This is a genomic window from Colwellia sp. C1TZA3, from assembly GCF_007954265.1.
GTDB lineage: Bacteria > Pseudomonadota > Gammaproteobacteria > Enterobacterales > Alteromonadaceae > Cognaticolwellia.
Genome location: NZ_VOLS01000001.1, coordinates 206,242 through 222,538 on the forward strand (window position 1 = coordinate 206,242; position 16,297 = coordinate 222,538).

Genomic DNA, 16,297 nt, shown 5'->3' on the forward strand with positions numbered 1-16,297 from the left:
AGCTCAAGGCTGTGTTGCTCTCAATCCCAATAGCCAGCTATTGCTCAATCGAGCGCCTTACCTTGAGTTATTTTTCCTGCGCACAACAAGATCACAAACTTAATGGAACTGGTATTAGTTAGTTCACTAATAAGTACGGCGAGATTTTTTTCCATCACTTTTTAACCTTATATTGTTAAATTAACATCATGGTTTATTAAAAAATTTACTGAAAGTCTCATGAAAGTCCCCCTGATCATTCACTAAGAGCCTGATGACAGCAGCAGCTTAATTTCCTGCAGTCCAGTTAGGTCTTGCTCTGTAATACACTCGAGCCAACAAGCATGACTGTATTCTTCAAAGTTTAGTAAAAATTCATAGCCACTATACTTTATTCTTAAGCAATGCAGGTCTGCACCTTGTAAAACCTCTAATACTTTTGCCGATAGACTGAGTAAAACATAATCAACAACCGCGGTTTTATAATCCATTGTCCACTCCACATTAAAACTGAGCTGTAATGTGCTCGGATTTATTTCTTCAACATTGATAATTTCTATATTATTTTTTATCTGCATATAATTTTCTTCTTTGTTTAAGTTCAGTTAAGTTAACAGTAATCAGTTGCTTAAAACTTGTCTTAGCGCCACAAAATATTAGATAAACTTTCATCCTGATACGATCGTAAAAAAAGCCACGACAACCGTATACTTTTTACATATAATCAACTGAGGATCCTTTAAAAATTATTGACCAAAGAGAGATAATATTTATGAAAAAATTTACTTTAGCCATTGCTGCTACTGTTATGATGGCTTCACCTGCATTCGCTGGTGACGCAGCTGCTGGCAAAGCAAAAACTGCCATGTGTTCAGCTTGTCATGGTGCTGCGGGTATTTCCGCTATTCCAATGTATCCGAACCTTGCCGGCCAAAAAGAAGCTTACCTAGCTCAGCAATTAAAAAACTTTAGATCAGGCCAACGTAAAAACGCAGTAATGGGCCCAATGGCAATGGGACTATCTGACGACGATATTGCTAACATTTCAGCATACTACTCAAGCCTTAAATAACCTTAATTTTTTAGGTTAAAAAAGCGCTGTTAAGCGCTTTTTTTGTTTCTGCCTTTTCTCGCAGCTTTTTCTCGCTTTGGCTTTAGTTTTGGTGCTGTTTAATCAAAGAGAGAAACGGTTCACCATAGCGTGCAAGCTTAGTGTCACCGATACCACTGACATTAAGCATTTGTCTTGAAGTTAAAGGTTTTACTCTGGCCAATTCCGCTAATGTGGCATCGTTAAAGACAATAAACGGCGCTATGTCTTCAAGACTAGCTATTTCTTTACGCAATGATCTTAGCTTAGCAAATAACGCTCTATCGTAGACTTTATCGCGTTTATTACCCTGCCAATAGCTCGCTTTTTGTAAACGAGGAGTGGCCAACATCAACGGCTGTTGTCCTTTTAAAACTCCACCGGACGCTTGTGTTAGACATAAATTCGACTGGGCAGCGATATCTTGTTGTAAATAACCTAAATGAATTAATTGCCGTACGATTGAAAACCAATAGCTAGGCGTTTTGTCGCTGCCAATACCAAAGGTTGATACTTTGTCATGAGCCAGTGCGATAATTTTATCATTGAGTTCAGCACGTAAGACTGCAACAACATGCTCAACGTCGCCATTTCCTTGGATTCTATAGACACAAGAAAGCACCATTTGCGCTGCCTTTGTAGCGTCAAATTGACTCGGTGGATCTAAGCAAATATCACAGTTACCACAACTTTTCTCAGTAAACTCGGCAAAGTAATTTAATACCACTCTACGCCGACAGGTTTGCGCATCAATAAAACCTCGCATCGCCTGAAAACGCTGTAATTCAACGTTAACACGTTGTTCGTTTTCACCTTCTGCAATACGTTTATTAATGCGTTCAACGTCTTTTTCATCATATAGAAAAAGCGCCTCTGCGGGTAAACCATCACGGCCAGCACGACCTATTTCTTGATAGTATGACTCTACTGTTCTTGGTGGCTCATAGTGAATAACAAAACGGACATTGGATTTATTAATACCCAAGCCAAAAGCTACTGTTGCCACCACTATCTGAATATCGTCTTTAGCAAATTTATCTTGAATAATATTACGAATGTCAGACTCTAATCCAGCATGATAAGCCGCACAGTTAATACCCGTTTGTGCTAAGTTTTTTGCAAGTTTTTCAACTTGCCAACGGCTATTGCAATAAATAATGCCACATTCGTCTTTACGTTTACTAATATAACCCCTAACTTGTTGCTCACCTTGATATTTATCCGCTAAGGTAAAACGAATATTAGGTCTGTCAAAACTATCAAGGTGGATGTAGGGATCATGCAAAGCCAACTGTTGTAAAATATCTCGGCGTGTTGTTACGTCCGCTGTTGCGGTTAATGCCATCACAGGCACCTGCGGAAAATTTTGCTTTAGCAGATGTAATTGCGTGTACGCAGGGCGAAAATCATGGCCCCATTGCGATATACAATGAGCTTCATCAATCGCAAATAGACTAATGTTAAGTTGCGATAAACCTTGGATGAAATAATAATTTTTCAGCCGTTCAGGGGCAACATAAAGTAACTTTATTTCACCTTGGCCTAAACGTCGAAATATATCATTAATAGTCTCAGTGTCGAGTGAAGAGTTGACATAAGCCGCTGATATACCTTGCCTAACTAAGCCATCAACTTGGTCTTTCATTAACGCAATTAATGGCGAAACAACAATAGTGACACCCGGCATTAAGGTTGCTGGCAACTGATAGCACATTGATTTGCCGCCACCGGTAGGCATTAACACTAAGCTGTCGCGGCCCTGAAGTGCATAATTAATAATTTCTTCTTGGCCAGCACGAAAGCTCTGATAACCAAAATGATGTTTAAGAGCTTCAGTTAATGTCGTAGGGGAAGTGGCTTGCAACAGACAATCTTCATTGGGTGAAATCAGCCAACATTTTAACGTAGTAACGCCTTTGTGGGAGATTTATTTTCAATATCAGCGTAATTATTGTTATTCTTTTATCTCATCTGACCAAAAGGAAAGCTTATGACACATGAAGAGACGTTTATGCAGCTTGCTCAATATTGGAACCAAGCCATGCCATTTAACAAACTATTGGGCTTAGAAATTACCCAATTTAATAGCCAAGAGTCAGCTGTTAGCATTGTCTGGGACGACAAGCTAATTGGTAATCCAGCACAAAAAATCCTTCATGGTGGCGTTACCGCTTCCGCGCTTGATCTGGCCGGTAGCGTTGTTGCTGCGGCAAATATCCTCACTCAATTGCCTGAATTATCACCCGAGATAATTGCACAAAGCTTGGGCCGTTTAAGCACAATTGATTTACGTACCGACTTTTTAAGACCTGGACGTGGAGAGAAATTTATTGCGACAGCAAAAATTATTCGTAGTGGCAGCAAGGTGGCAGTCGCTCGCATGGAGATGCATAATGAAAAAGGCGACCATATTGCTTTTGGTACGGGCACTTACATGGTGGGATAACAGTCGCCATCACTATTATTAACATGGGTTGTTTAGCTAAACAATGCTATTATGGTTATTATCTCACCAACCTCAACCCATAATTTATTCCATGCCAATATCCGAAAAAACTGCCTTACGTGGCGGTATTATTAGTGCCATTAGTGCCTATACTATGTGGGGTATCGCCCCGCTATATTTTAAATTAATAGACCATATTAATGCTGATGAAATTTTAGTACATCGTGTGGTCTGGTCAACGGTTTTATTAATCTTAGTGGTACTACTTACCAAAAGATCACGCCATTTTATTGCCACCATTACTCAGCCGAAAATAGTCCTGCGATTAACCATTTCAGCGACACTGCTCGCCATAAATTGGTTTATGTTTATTTGGGCGGTTAACAATGGTCATTTACTTGATGCCAGCCTGGGCTATTACATTAATCCACTTTTCAGTGTCGCATTAGGGGTTATATTTTTAGGTGAACGCTTGCGACCTTGGCAGCTATTTGCCGTTGGACTCGCCTTTATCGGTGTGATGATTCAACTCTTTATGGTGGGCTCACTACCGATGATTTCATTAGCATTGGCCGCCACTTTTGGTACTTATGGCTTATTACGCAAAACCATGCCTTTAGACTCGTTTGTTGGGTTACTCATCGAGTCACTGATGATGCTACCAATAGCCTTAATTTATTGGTTAGTGTTTTTAAAAACAAGTACAACCAATATGTTAGACAACGATATCTCATTAAATATGCTCTTGATTTGTACTGGTATTGTCACTACCGCGCCCTTGTTATGCTTTTCTGCTGCAACAAAACGTATGACCTTAACGGCTTTAGGCTTTTTTCAATACATTGGCCCAAGCATCATGTTTATTTTGGCAACGTTTTATTACCAAGAGCCATTATATTTTGCTAAATTAATTACTTTTGCCTGTATCTGGACCGCATTAGCAATATTTAGTTTTGATTCAGTAAAAGCGAGAAGACGAGCAATAAAAGCAGCCTCAACATAGTGATACCAATCCCATTAAGTTATTACTCACTTGTACTAGTTAAAATAGCTCAAGGCTGTGTTGCTCTCACTCCCAATAGCCAGCTATTGCTCAATCGAGCGCCTTACCTTGAATTATTTTTCCTGCGCACAACAAGATCACAAACTTAATGGAACTGGTATAAGACAACATGAGCGCAGAGGGTGATAACTTAGACGGTTTTATCTGCCAGATGTATTTTAAACAACACTAATAGCCGCCATAGGGTTAGGCCGTTGCAACTTATCTTAAACTTGTTGCAGCGGTTAACTGTGTACTGGTTGGAAAATTTACAATGTTTCTAAGTTCGCATAAGCAACAACAAGCCACTTGCAACCCACGTCGGCAAAGTTAACTTGAATACGACTTTGCGGACCACTACCTTCGTAGTTTAATACCACACCATCACCAAACTTTTTATGGCGAACATTTTGGCCAAGTTTAAAACCTGAATTGCCAAAGGTTTCTAAGGTCAGGGCCGAGGAAAATTTCCCTGTTGTAACGGGTTTCTTCACTTGATTTTGCAGGCGAATGGCTTCGGTACAATCATCAGGTAGTTCTCTGAGGAAGCGACTTGGCTTGTGATTTTTTTCCTGACCATACAATCGACGGCTTTCTGCATGGCATAAATATAACTTTTTCATCGCTCGGGTCATACCGACATAACATAAACGTCGCTCTTCTTCTAAGCGACCATGATCTTCAACCGACTGCTGCGAAGGAAACATACCTTCTTCTAAACCGGCAATAAAAACCAATGGAAACTCTAAGCCTTTAGCTGAGTGCATAGTCATTAACTGCACAGCAGCTTCATACTCATCAGCTTGTGACTCACCAGACTCTAGCGCTGCGTGGGTTAAAAAGGCGGTAAGTGGGCTTTGCTCTTCTTCAAGCTCTGGGTCAACCTCAAAGGTTTGACAAGCATTAACTAGCTCGTTTAAGTTTTCAATACGCGCTTCTGCGCGCTCACCCTTTTCGGCTTGATACATCGCCTTTAAGCCTGAGTGTTGAATAACATAGTTGGCTTGTTGGTCAAGGTTTAACTTGCTTGAGTCGTCTTCTAACTGATCAATGACGTTGATAAACTGTTGAATAACCTTGGCACTGCGACCTTTAAGCTCTTTGTTCTGCACCATGTGTTGGCAGGCTTGCCACAAGGTACACTCTAAGCTTCTTGCGCCATCGCGCACTAAACTCAGCGTTTGATTACCAATACCACGGGTTGGGGTGTTAATCACCCGCTCAAACGCGGCATCATCATCACGATTATTTAATAATCGTAAGTAAGCCAGCGCATCTTTAATTTCTTGACGTTCAAAAAAGCGTAAACCACCATATATCCGGTAAGGTAATTTCGCTTGAATTAACGCTTCTTCCATTAAACGCGATTGCGCATTACTGCGATATAAAATCGCAACATCATCAAGTGAACCATCATTTTTTTGCCAATCAGCAATGCGTCCAGCAATAAAACGTGCTTCATCTATCTCATTGAATGCAGTATAAATAGATATTTTTTCACCGGCTTCATCTTCAGTCCATAAATCTTTGCCTAGACGATTATTATTGTTGTCAATCAGCTGATTAGCGGCTTTAAGAATATTGGCGGATGAGCGATAATTTTGCTCAAGTTTAATAGTTTTTGCGCCGTCAAAATCTTGTAAAAAACGTTGAATGTTTTCAATCTTTGCGCCACGCCAACCATAGATAGATTGGTCATCGTCACCGACAATCATGACATTGCCACTTTTTCGGCCTAACAAGTTTAGCCAAGCATATTGAATCGCGTTAGTGTCTTGAAACTCATCAACTAAAACATGAGCAAAACGCTGTTGATAATGTTGTAATAACTCGGGATTATTTAACCAAAGTTCATGGGCGCGAAGTAATAATTCGGCGAAGTCGACTAAGCCGGCGCGGTCACAAGTGTCTTGATAAACCCGATAAACTTTAACAAAAAGCTCTTCAGTCACGTCATGTTGGCTATCAATATGTTGCGGCCGTAAGCCTTCATCTTTTTTACCATTGATATACCAAAGAAATTGCTTGGGAGGCCAGCGTTTTTCATCAAGCTCTAACGAGCGAACAATACGTTTAATCATGCGCAGCTGATCGTCTGAGTCAAGCACTTGAAAACTTTGTGGCAATTTCGCTTCTTGAAAATGCATGCGCAATAAACGATGCGCTAAACCATGGAAAGTACCAACCCACATGCCGTGTACATTGCCATCAACGGTTTGTTCAACACGGGCCCGCATTTCAGCCGCCGCTTTATTGGTAAAAGTTACGGCTAAAATACTATGAGGAGATGCGTGTTCAACCTTCATTAACCAAGCAATACGTTGCACTAAAACCCGGGTTTTACCGCTACCGGCGCCGGCAAGCACCAGCATATTTTGTAGTGGTGCAGCAACAACATCTCGTTGTTTATCGTTCAACGATTCAAGTAATTCAGAAACATCCATAGCAAGGTAAAATCAAAAAGCGAAAATATAACCCTATCATAGCAAGTTCAGCACTATTTTGATAACGCTATCCTTATGCCAGGTCGACTAATCAATGATCAACGTAGGGTTAATTTCTTTCAAGACGATATTTTTACAGTATTACTTTAAATTCCTGGGTTTAAAGCAATAAATACAATCATTTATGTCAATATTTTGGCAAGTTGCTCAATGTTGTCAAGTGCAAGAGTCGGGAGAACTTTTAGCGGCTTGCCCACTTTATATGGATTTAACCACACCGTTTGACAGCCCGCATTAATAGCACCAAAAACATCATTTTTACCACAATCACCGACATGTAGTAGTTGTTCAGGACAAATTTGCAAAGCCGCACAGGTTTTATCAAACATATCGCGGTCAGGTTTTAATTTATTTGCAATCGAGGCATGAAAGTGCTCGGTAAAATACTTTGCGATACCTATTTTTTGCGTATCAACATTACCATTGGAAATTGCCACTAACGGCATTTTACCCTTAAGGAAAGTTAAAAAATCATGGGTCTGTTGCGGTAAAATAAAGTTACTGCGTTGTTCAATAAAATACACTAAAGCGGTAGCGGCAAAAATATCAGCCTCTACACTCGTTAGGCCAAGCGACAGTGCGCCTAGGTAATAAGTTTTTTCTCGTAACAAACCAACGTCATGCTGTAGTTCTGGTGATTGCGCGATAACTTGCTGGCGAAAAGGCGTCCAAAAGCTAAAATCAAAACTATATAGCTGGCTATTAATGCCATAATCACTCAAGCTTTTGTTTAAATAAGCGACCATCTTTTTATCAGTCGCCACCATAATCGGTTGATTACTATACAGCGTATCGTCTAAATCAAAGCTAATCGCATGAAAAGGGTGTAATCGGCGATAAAATCTCACAATGTTTGCACCTAATAGATATATTGATGTAAAAGTTTTGCTACCAATTTTTTAAATTGGTTGAGCAATAAAGTATCCATACGTGGATCAAAATGCTCAGCATCTCGGCTACTAATAGCTAAAAAACCAATATCTTCTTGGTTGTGCGTTAGTCGTACTAAAACCACAGATCCTGTGCTTGCTTGAGCAAAAATTAATGCTTGTTCACGTTGTTGTAAGCGGCCAAAATAATATTCATCTTTATCTAATCGGCTGGCCATTATTTCTGCGCAATCATCAGTAATTAAAGCACTGTGATTAACCGCAGCAGGCTTTGTTAACCATACTTTGAAGGCATCAAACGATAACAACTGAGTGGTAGCCTGATGCAAACAATCAAGTAATTCTGCTGCGGTTGTGCAGTCTAATAAACGTAAATAAAGATCGCTATATAAGGCAAATAATTGTTCATTTTGGTTTGCGATTACCAGTAATTGTGTGATCTCTTCTTCCAGATTATGAATTTTTTCCCGCTGTTGTAACAATTGACGCTCAACTAAAGAGATAGCGCCGCGTTGATGATCTGGCAACCTTAAGCTAGTAACAAACTCGGCTTGACGATTAAAAAATTCAGGATGTTCTTGCAAATAACTAACAATTAATTCATCGGTTAGCTGTATTTCGTCAGCTGATTTTAGGGTCTGTTCACTTGCTTGCATAACTTTATTTTTATCTTCATTCATAGATTTATTTGCCCATCGAACACATGCACAGCCGGACCTGTCATTTTGACTGAATTACCGGGGCCTTTCCAAAAAATTTTCAATTGTCCGCCAGGCAAATCAACTAAAACTTGGCGATTAAGTTTCTTTTGCATTTGGCCAACAACAACAGCAGCACATGCGCCACTACCACAGGCGAGCGTTTCAGCAGCACCACGTTCATAAACTCGCAGTTTAATATATTCAGGTGAAACCACTTCCATAAAGCTAATATTTGCTTGTTGAGGAAAACGTTCATGCAGTGACAAAGCTTCGCCCAATAGGGCTACCTGTGCTTCTTTTACATTATCTACCGTTAACACGCAGTGCGGGTTGCCCATTGATACCACACCACAAAGCACGGTTTCGTCATCACTACGCAGAATATAAGTACCTTCTGCTTTTTGCGCGGTAAACGGAATTTTCGCTGGTTCAAATTGAGGCACCGGCATATTGACCGAGACATTGCCGTCACGCTCAATAAACAAGGTCATTTTGCCTGCTTGCGTTGACACTTTTATTTTATGTTTATTGGTTAAACCTTTTAGACGCACAAATTTCGCAAAGCAACGTGCACCATTACCACATTGCCCAACTTCACTGCCATCAGCATTAAAAATTCGATAATGAAAATCTAAATCTGGATCATAAGGAGGTTCAACAATGAGCACTTGATCAAAACCAATACCAAAATTTCGATCGGCAAGCTGTTTAATCTGCTCATTTGATAAAAAAACATTTTGGGTGACATTATCGATGACGATAAAATCGTTACCTAAACCGTGCATTTTAGAAAAATTGACTAACATCTACATCCAATCTCACACTATAAAGGTAATAAGCTTTCACCCAGCCACAATTGACTTAAGGCTTCGCGTTTTCTAACTAAATAACTTGCGCTACCATCCACCATCACTTCAGCAGCACGCGGCCGACTGTTGTAATTTGAACTCATGGTAAAACCGTAGGCTCCAGCGCTGCGTATCGCCAGCAAATCGCCTGTACTTATCGCCAGCGTGCGATCTTTACCGAGAAAATCACCGGTTTCACATATTGGACCAACTACATCGTATTGCGCACTGGTGACATCATCACGTTGTTCAACCGGAATAATCGCCTGCCATGCTTGATATAATGCCGGCCTGATCAAATCATTCATCGCCGCATCAACAATAGCAAAATTACGCTCTTCACTGACTTTGATGTATTCTACTTCAGTCACCAAAATACCGGCATTGGCCATAATGGCACGGCCGGGTTCATAAATAAGCGTTAGATCACGACCAGTTAATTTTTCTGCAATCGCTTGAGCATATTCTTTAGGGTGAGGCGGCTGCTCGTCGTCGTAACAAACACCTAAACCACCACCCACATCGATATGGGATAATGTAATACCTTGTTCGGCTAATGCGTCAACTAACTTTAATACCCGATCGAGTGCGTCTAAAAACGGGGATATTTCGGTAAGCTGTGAACCAATATGGCAGTCAACCCCTTGAATATTAATATGGGACAAGGTGGCGGCGTATTGATACAACTTAGGCGCTTGCTCAATACTAATACCAAACTTATTCTCTTTTAAACCCGTTGAAATATAAGGGTGGGTGCCGGCATCAACATCAGGATTAACCCGTAATGAAATCGGCGCCATTTTGTTTAGCCCTTCTGCGACAGATTGGATACGGTCTAACTCTGCAGCTGACTCAACATTAAAACAATAAATACCCAGATTTAACGCGTAAGTGATTTCTTCTGAGGTTTTACCGACACCTGAAAATACTACCTTTTTTGCATCACCACCGGCTTCAATCACCCGCATCAACTCGCCTTTTGAGACGATGTCAAAGCCTGACCCTAAACGCGCCATGACATTTAAAACCGCAATATTACTATTGGCTTTAACAGCATAACAAACCAGATGTGGGCGTTCTCCAGCCGCTTGATCAAAAGCATGCCAATGGCGCTCAATAGTCGCGCGTGAATAGATATAAAGCGGTGTTCCGTATTGCTTTGCTAACTCAGCAACCGGACATTGCTCAGCGTATAATGCATGTTGTTTACGATTAAAAAAGTCCAATGCCGTTATTCCTAAAGTTTTAAACTGCTTTTATCACTATTTTTATCAGTTTCTTGGCTTGTTTTTGGTAAGTTCTCTTGCTGTTGCTCAGGAGTTTGATATAAAGGACCTTTAATGCCGCAGCCTGTTATGAATGCTAAACTAAGCAAACTGAAAAAAATAATTGCAATTTCTTTACGCATAATTGATTTATTCGATTTTTTTCCCATGATAGACGTTTTATAATGCCATGACCAACAAATACCAAGCAAAGCGTAAACAATCTTAAAGCGCAAGTAAAAAGGAACAGTTAATGAATGATAGTCAGTACAACTTAGCCGCAGAAAACATCTTACTAGCGATAGAAGAAGCCATCGAAAATTGTGGTTGTGATATCGATTATGAAGGTGTTGGCGGGATGTTAACCCTCACCTTTAAAAACACCAGTAAAATCATCATCAACAAGCAAGCACCCTTACGTGAAATTTGGGTAGCAACAAAATTTAATGGCCACCACTTTCACTTTGAAAATGATCAGTGGTTTGATAAACGTGGCGGCGGAGAGCTATGGCAGTTTTTATCTAATGCGGTTAGCAAACAAGCAGAAGAAACTATTGTCATTACTGAGCAATAAATATTAAATAAGGTAACTAAAATGACCCAAAAAACCGTACGTATTGCAACGCGAAAAAGCGCGCTGGCGTTATGGCAAGCAGAATATGTTAAGGCAAAACTTGAGCATTTTCATCCGGGTATACATGTTGAATTAGTGCCCATGACCACCAAAGGTGACATTATTCTTGATACGCCACTCGCCAAAGTGGGTGGAAAAGGCTTATTTGTTAAAGAACTTGAAGTGGCAATATTAGAAGATCGTGCTGATATAGCCGTACATTCAATGAAAGATGTGCCCGTTGAGTTTCCAGAAGGCTTAGGGCTAGACACTATTTGTCCGCGCGAAGACCCACGTGACGCTTTTGTCTCTAACACTATTAATAGCTTGGCCGACTTACCCCAAGGTGCCATTGTGGGTACCTCAAGTTTACGTCGTCAATGTCAAATTAAGGCCCTGCGACCTGATCTAGATATTCGCGACCTACGTGGTAACGTCAATACCCGGCTTAAAAAACTCGACAATGGTGAGTATGACGCCATTATCTTAGCTGCAGCTGGGCTTATTCGCTTAAAAATGCCTGAACGTATTCGCGAATATATTGCCCCAGAGGTAATGTTACCGGCGAATGGCCAAGGTGCAGTTGGTATCGAATGTCGTATTGATGATGTCACTATTAAAGCATTATTAGCCCCGTTAGGCTGTGAAGAAACTCGTATTCGCGTAGTGGCAGAACGTGCGATGAATCGTACGCTTGAAGGCGGTTGCCAGGTACCTATTGGCAGTTATGCTGTACTTGAAAATCAAGAAATATATTTACGAGGTTTAGTTGGTTCGGTTGACGGCAGTGAAATATTAACCAGCGAAATTCGTGGCAGCATTAATGAAGCTGCGCAATTAGGTAACCAGCTAGCCGAGCAATTATTGGCTAAAGGTGCCGGCAAAATTCTCCGTCAGGTGTATGACCAAGCATAAGCTTAAAATATTAATCACGCGCCCTGAAAAAGCTGGGCGCGATCTGCAAGGTTGTCTGCAACAACAGGGGTATCAAAGCTATTGTCAACCGTGCTTTGATTATCAAGACGGTGCCAGCCTTGAGCAATTACGCGCATTACAACGTCAACTAACTCGCCCGCTGGTGATATTTATTAGCGTCGCGGCAGTAGAGTTTGCCAATAAACTGATGCCCATATCCTTATGGTCGACAAAAGAGGTTATTGCCGTTGGTGCTGCCACTGAGCAAGCATTAAAAACTTTAGGCATAAACGCCTTGGTCCCTACAAAGCACGATAGCGAGGGTCTGTTGGCGTTGCAGCCATTACAAAACGTGCAAACAAAAGACGTGCTCATTGTCCGTGGTGATGGTGGCCGAGAGCTTATCGCAGAAGATTTGCGACGGCGCGGCGCCTCAGTACATTATTTAGAAAGTTATCAGCGTGTTTGGCGAAACTGCTCGCCAAAAGTCATCAAAACATGGCATCAACAGCAGATAAATTGTATCTTAATCACTAGTAACGCTTTACTAGAATTCATAGTAAGCTTAATTGATAATTCAGACAATTACTGGCAAGAGCAATGTCTGTGGATTGTGGCAAGTAATAGAATTGCGCTCAAAGCAGAAGAAATGGGTATTAACCGAGTAATAAATGCCCATGGCGCCAATACCACTGCCATTATTAATGCGCTAGCCTATGGCCAGGAATTAAGTCATAGCAAGTGATATAAACAGCATATTAGCCTAATATATTTAATATGCTTAGCGCCAACATGTAAGATGGGATCAGTTCATGAGCGATAAAAAAAAACCCGAGCAAACCAAAGCTGATAATACTTCAGCTGCTGACGACAACATTGAAAATCAAGCCGACTTGTCTACTTCAAGTACTATCAGCGCACCATTAACTGTGTCTTCGAATAAACCGGCAACAGTTGAGGATAGCGAAAAATCTTCAGCACAAACGCCAGATAAAGTTCCCTATATACCTGAAGATAAAGCACAAAATAAAAATGAAGCTAAAAGCACGGCAACGGCTGGACAAAGCACCCGTCAGACTCAGCCATCATCAAGTAAAAACCATGATAAGAGCACCGCACCTGTGAAAAATACCGCATCTACCACTTCAAACAAGTCAAAAACTGACCGCACAGCAACGCCAGCAGAAAAAAGCACAGTAACTCGTGCTAAGCAAAGTACACAGAAAATTTCAAAAACGGCGGTTGTGGCGTTAATTATGGCACTATTAGCTATTGCCGCCAGTGCCGGTCACTATTATTGGAGTGAACAACAAAAAGCTCAGTATAACTTGCAACTCAATAAGCTTGTAAAACGCCAATTAGTAGAGAATCAGCAGCAAATCTCGCAACAATTGTTAGAAAATAAACAGCATATTGCTGAGCAATTTTTACAACGTGAACAAGCAAGTGCAACTGAGCTAAACGCGCTGCACAAAAGCCTTGAGCAACGTGATAATCTGGCAAAAATCCACGGTGAAACTATTACACAATTACAACAGCAAGTAGCAAGTTTAGGTCAGAAACAACCTAGTGATTGGTTGTTACAAGAAGCGGAGTACCTTATTCGAGTAGCGTCAAGAAGCTTGTGGCTAGAAAAAGAAACTAGTGCCGCTATTGCCTTACTTAATGACGCCAACTTGCGGATTGAGCAATTAAATGACCCACAGTTTTTCGCCTTGCGCCAAATTATTCAACAAGATATCGCCAAGCTACAATTGCTACCAAAACTAGCAACAGATAACGTTATTTTAAAACTGATGACACTTGCTCAACAAACTAAACAATTACCACTGGCAATGACTAATATTTCAGCAAATAATGACCAAGAAATTGATGTTGAATTAACAGAAAATGCCAGTGATTGGCGGGAAAACCTTGCCAAAACATGGCACAGTATTACTGCTAAATTTCTTACCATCAGTAAAAAATCAGCAGATTCAAAGCCATTAATGTCCCCGGAGTTTACACAAAACTTACGTGAAAATTTGAACTTAAAGTTACAAACCGCCATATGGGCTGCCAGTAAAATGAATCAAGAAGTTTATCAGCAGTCACTAAATGAAATTAATCATTGGCTTAAAGATTATTTTGATATGGAAGATATCAGCAATCAGAACTTTGCAAATATTATTCTAAAGCTAAAAAATGAAGTTATTAGCGCTGAATACCCAAGTAGATTAGATTCGCTAGCAGCCGTTAGACAGTTATTAGCTCGTAAAAAGAACTTTGTGATACCTTCAAAAGAAAAGCCTAGTGCAGCTGAAGTGTTAAAAGAAACTGTCATTGAGCCGGTTAATGTTGATCAGCAAGAGGGCGCGTAATGATAAAAATAATTATACTTATCGTTTTTATAATCTCATTAGTCGCCCTTGCTCCAACACTGATTAGTGACCCTGGCTATATGCAAATATCTTTTGGCGAAACGGTTATAGAATCAACCGTGGTTGCTGGCGTTATCATGTTAACGTTGGTTTTTATTACCTTACTACTTAGCCTTAAATTTTTCCGTGGTGGACTAAACTTTAGCTTTGCTGCTTGGAATAAAATTGCTTTTGCCAGTCGTCGGCGTGCGCTTAAAGATTTTAACAAAGGCATTGCAGCCTACGTGTTAGGTGATTATAAACAAGCTGAGCACTTATTAGCTAAATCATCAGCTAATACATCATCTTTTGAGCATATCGCATACCTTGTTGCCGCAGATGCTGCGCAAAAACAAGCGTTAAAACCAAACACCGACCACTATTTATCCTTGCTAGAAAAAACAACTAGCAGCTTAAAAGACGCAGGGTTAGAAGCGGTATTAATTAAAATAAAATTACTGATCGGTCAGCATAATTACCCACAAGCACGCGCTGTAATTGATCAACACCATAAACATATTGGTCATGACGCACGACTATTGTCGTTAGAAATAGAGTTAAGCTTAATTGAGCAGCGTTTTGACTATGTTATTAAGCAACTGAATAGTGCCGAAAAGCAAAAATCGATTAATCCACAAACTATTACGCAATGGCAACAGCAAGCATTTTATGGCGCCTTTAATAGTCAGATTAAGCAACATGATAATAATACCTTGATGGCTTATTATCAGCAACTGCCAAAAAAAGTGAAGCAATCAGAAACAGTCGTGCTTGCTTATTGTCAGGTCCTAGCAGAAAACCAAGTTAATGCACCTTTAGCAAAATTGTTATTACCGATAATAAAGAAAGGGGCGGCAATTGACTTACTAAAAGCGGTCAGAACATTACCTATTAGCCAAGCTGATGAGTTAATGGCAGCGGCACAAAAACATTTACACAGTGCGCCACAAAATGCCCTTTGGTTGTCATTGGTTGCTCACTTTGCCACGGCTTCACAGCAATGGTCGTTAGCAGAGAAGGCATTTAATAGCTTAGTCAACTTAGAAAAGAAGCAATACGATAAAGTCGACTTACTGGCTTTTGCACAAGTACTTGAACACCAAGGTCAACTTGAAAAATCCAATCAAGTCTTGAGAAAAATTCACCTGTAAGTGCTCATGGCTAACACTCACTGATAAGTGTTAGGTAAACGTGATAAAGCTTAAAAACCCTATTTAATAATGGTTATAACCCGATGGTTTAAGCCGCTATTAAATAGGACTCTTGTCCTTTATGTTTTTGCGTTCTTTGATAAGCACCCTTACCTTTTTTAGCGATAACTATTTGCTGTTTATACCGTCTTGACGTTACAACCGCTGCTAAAAAATTATCTTTAATAACCCCACGGCCCAATTCACAACCACCTTGATTTTTTTGGTGTTTTTTTACTTTATAGTCAGTCATATTAGCTTACCTTCTGCTTCGTTCATTAAGTTAAATTATACCAGTTCCATTAAGTTTGTGATCTTGTTGTGCGCAGGAAAAATAACTCAAGGTAAGGCGCTCGATTGAGCAATAGCTGGCTATTGGGATTGAGAGCAACACAGCCTTGAGCTATTTTAACTA

Annotated in this window: 17 protein-coding genes; 8 read left to right on the plus strand and 9 right to left on the minus strand. The window is 40.3% G+C overall.

From position 1 onward, the window contains the following. Positions 1-242 precede the first annotated feature (242 nt). Positions 243-557 carry a DUF3630 family protein gene (locus tag ESZ39_RS00905; RefSeq protein ID WP_146877907.1) on the minus strand — a complete coding sequence of 105 codons (315 nt, stop codon included), beginning with the start codon at positions 555-557 and terminating at the stop codon, positions 243-245. 194 nt (positions 558-751) lie between these two features. On the opposite strand from ESZ39_RS00905, the gene ESZ39_RS00910 reads away from it, so the two are divergent. Further along, positions 752-1,051, plus strand: a complete 300-nt coding sequence (locus ESZ39_RS00910) for a c-type cytochrome (protein ID WP_146877908.1) — start codon at positions 752-754, stop codon at positions 1,049-1,051. An 82-nt stretch (positions 1,052-1,133) separates the two neighbouring features. On the opposite strand, the gene recQ is transcribed toward ESZ39_RS00910, so the two are convergent. Further along, complete coding sequence (gene recQ, locus ESZ39_RS00915) at positions 1,134-2,936, minus strand: DNA helicase RecQ (RefSeq protein WP_411266847.1); 1,803 nt, start codon at positions 2,934-2,936, stop codon at positions 1,134-1,136. Positions 2,937-3,059: 123 nt separating this feature from the next. On the opposite strand from recQ, the gene ESZ39_RS00920 reads away from it, so the two are divergent. Then, positions 3,060-3,515, plus strand: coding sequence for a thioesterase family protein (locus tag ESZ39_RS00920; RefSeq protein WP_146877910.1), 456 nt, complete (start codon positions 3,060-3,062; stop codon positions 3,513-3,515). Between the two features lie 91 nt (positions 3,516-3,606). After that, positions 3,607-4,518, plus strand: coding sequence for an EamA family transporter RarD (gene rarD, locus ESZ39_RS00925; RefSeq protein ID WP_146877911.1), 912 nt, complete (start codon positions 3,607-3,609; stop codon positions 4,516-4,518). 308 nt (positions 4,519-4,826) lie between these two features. Here the strand turns inward: rarD and uvrD are convergent, their stop codons facing one another. The 6 genes from uvrD to lptM all read right to left on the minus strand — a co-directional run bounded on the left by uvrD (position 4,827) and on the right by lptM (position 10,935). Then, positions 4,827-7,001 carry a DNA helicase II gene (gene uvrD, locus ESZ39_RS00930; RefSeq protein ID WP_146877912.1) on the minus strand — a complete coding sequence of 725 codons (2,175 nt, stop codon included), beginning with the start codon at positions 6,999-7,001 and terminating at the stop codon, positions 4,827-4,829. A 182-nt stretch (positions 7,002-7,183) separates the two neighbouring features. Next, complete coding sequence (locus ESZ39_RS00935) at positions 7,184-7,909, minus strand: HAD-IA family hydrolase (protein ID WP_146877913.1); 726 nt, start codon at positions 7,907-7,909, stop codon at positions 7,184-7,186. Positions 7,910-7,920: 11 nt separating this feature from the next. Then, positions 7,921-8,631: a DUF484 family protein gene (locus tag ESZ39_RS00940; RefSeq protein ID WP_223270188.1), complete on the minus strand. Its 711-nt coding sequence runs from the start codon at positions 8,629-8,631 to the stop codon at positions 7,921-7,923. After that, on the minus strand, positions 8,628-9,458 hold the full coding sequence (gene dapF, locus ESZ39_RS00945) for a diaminopimelate epimerase (RefSeq protein ID WP_146877914.1): 831 nt from the start codon (positions 9,456-9,458) through the stop codon (positions 8,628-8,630). The genes ESZ39_RS00940 and dapF overlap by 4 nt, the downstream gene beginning before the upstream one ends. Before the next feature lie 17 nt (positions 9,459-9,475). Next, positions 9,476-10,726, minus strand: coding sequence for a diaminopimelate decarboxylase (gene lysA, locus ESZ39_RS00950; RefSeq protein WP_146877915.1), 1,251 nt, complete (start codon positions 10,724-10,726; stop codon positions 9,476-9,478). Positions 10,727-10,737: 11 nt separating this feature from the next. Next, the gene (gene lptM / locus ESZ39_RS00955; protein WP_146877916.1) at positions 10,738-10,935 is read right to left on the minus strand and encodes an LPS translocon maturation chaperone LptM; all 198 of its coding nucleotides are present in this window, start codon (positions 10,933-10,935) and stop codon (positions 10,738-10,740) included. An 83-nt stretch (positions 10,936-11,018) separates the two neighbouring features. Here lptM and cyaY point away from each other — a divergent pair, with 83 nt between their 5' ends. The 5 genes from cyaY to ESZ39_RS00980 all read left to right on the plus strand — a co-directional run bounded on the left by cyaY (position 11,019) and on the right by ESZ39_RS00980 (position 15,843). Next, positions 11,019-11,339, plus strand: coding sequence for an iron donor protein CyaY (gene cyaY, locus ESZ39_RS00960; RefSeq protein ID WP_146877917.1), 321 nt, complete (start codon positions 11,019-11,021; stop codon positions 11,337-11,339). Positions 11,340-11,360: 21 nt separating this feature from the next. Continuing rightward, positions 11,361-12,293 carry a hydroxymethylbilane synthase gene (gene hemC / locus ESZ39_RS00965; protein ID WP_146877918.1) on the plus strand — a complete coding sequence of 311 codons (933 nt, stop codon included), beginning with the start codon at positions 11,361-11,363 and terminating at the stop codon, positions 12,291-12,293. Beyond that, positions 12,280-13,038, plus strand: a complete 759-nt coding sequence (locus tag ESZ39_RS00970; RefSeq protein ID WP_146877919.1) for a uroporphyrinogen-III synthase — start codon at positions 12,280-12,282, stop codon at positions 13,036-13,038. Before hemC ends, ESZ39_RS00970 begins: the two co-directional genes overlap by 14 nt. A 67-nt stretch (positions 13,039-13,105) precedes the next feature. After that, on the plus strand, positions 13,106-14,653 hold the full coding sequence (locus ESZ39_RS00975) for a uroporphyrinogen-III C-methyltransferase (RefSeq protein WP_146877920.1): 1,548 nt from the start codon (positions 13,106-13,108) through the stop codon (positions 14,651-14,653). Further along, positions 14,653-15,843 (plus strand): heme biosynthesis HemY N-terminal domain-containing protein, encoded by a 1,191-nt coding sequence (locus ESZ39_RS00980; RefSeq protein ID WP_146877921.1) that lies wholly within the window; start codon positions 14,653-14,655, stop codon positions 15,841-15,843. Before ESZ39_RS00975 ends, ESZ39_RS00980 begins: the two co-directional genes overlap by 1 nt. Before the next feature lie 88 nt (positions 15,844-15,931). On the opposite strand, the gene arfA is transcribed toward ESZ39_RS00980, so the two are convergent. Further along, a complete protein-coding gene (arfA, locus tag ESZ39_RS00985) occupies positions 15,932-16,135 on the minus strand; it encodes an alternative ribosome rescue factor ArfA (protein ID WP_146877922.1) in 204 nt (67 codons plus the stop codon). Positions 16,136-16,297 lie beyond the last annotated feature (162 nt).

Bases quoted from the DNA above. Each gene is read 5' to 3' on its own strand.
- ESZ39_RS00905 (WP_146877907.1), bottom strand. From the start codon at position 557: ATGCAGATAAAAAATAATATAGAAATTATCAATGTTGAAGAAATAAAT.
- ESZ39_RS00910 (WP_146877908.1), top strand. From the start codon at position 752: ATGAAAAAATTTACTTTAGCCATTGCTGCTACTGTTATGATGGCTTCA.
- ESZ39_RS00920 (WP_146877910.1), top strand. From the start codon at position 3,060: ATGACACATGAAGAGACGTTTATGCAGCTTGCTCAATATTGGAACCAA.
- rarD (WP_146877911.1), top strand. From the start codon at position 3,607: ATGCCAATATCCGAAAAAACTGCCTTACGTGGCGGTATTATTAGTGCC.
- uvrD (WP_146877912.1), bottom strand. From the start codon at position 7,001: ATGGATGTTTCTGAATTACTTGAATCGTTGAACGATAAACAACGAGAT.
- ESZ39_RS00940 (WP_223270188.1), bottom strand. From the start codon at position 8,631: ATGAATGAAGATAAAAATAAAGTTATGCAAGCAAGTGAACAGACCCTA.
- dapF (WP_146877914.1), bottom strand. From the start codon at position 9,458: ATGTTAGTCAATTTTTCTAAAATGCACGGTTTAGGTAACGATTTTATC.
- lptM (WP_146877916.1), bottom strand. From the start codon at position 10,935: ATGGGAAAAAAATCGAATAAATCAATTATGCGTAAAGAAATTGCAATT.
- cyaY (WP_146877917.1), top strand. From the start codon at position 11,019: ATGAATGATAGTCAGTACAACTTAGCCGCAGAAAACATCTTACTAGCG.
- hemC (WP_146877918.1), top strand. From the start codon at position 11,361: ATGACCCAAAAAACCGTACGTATTGCAACGCGAAAAAGCGCGCTGGCG.
- ESZ39_RS00970 (WP_146877919.1), top strand. From the start codon at position 12,280: ATGACCAAGCATAAGCTTAAAATATTAATCACGCGCCCTGAAAAAGCT.
- ESZ39_RS00975 (WP_146877920.1), top strand. From the start codon at position 13,106: ATGAGCGATAAAAAAAAACCCGAGCAAACCAAAGCTGATAATACTTCA.
- ESZ39_RS00980 (WP_146877921.1), top strand. From the start codon at position 14,653: ATGATAAAAATAATTATACTTATCGTTTTTATAATCTCATTAGTCGCC.
- arfA (WP_146877922.1), bottom strand. From the start codon at position 16,135: ATGACTGACTATAAAGTAAAAAAACACCAAAAAAATCAAGGTGGTTGT.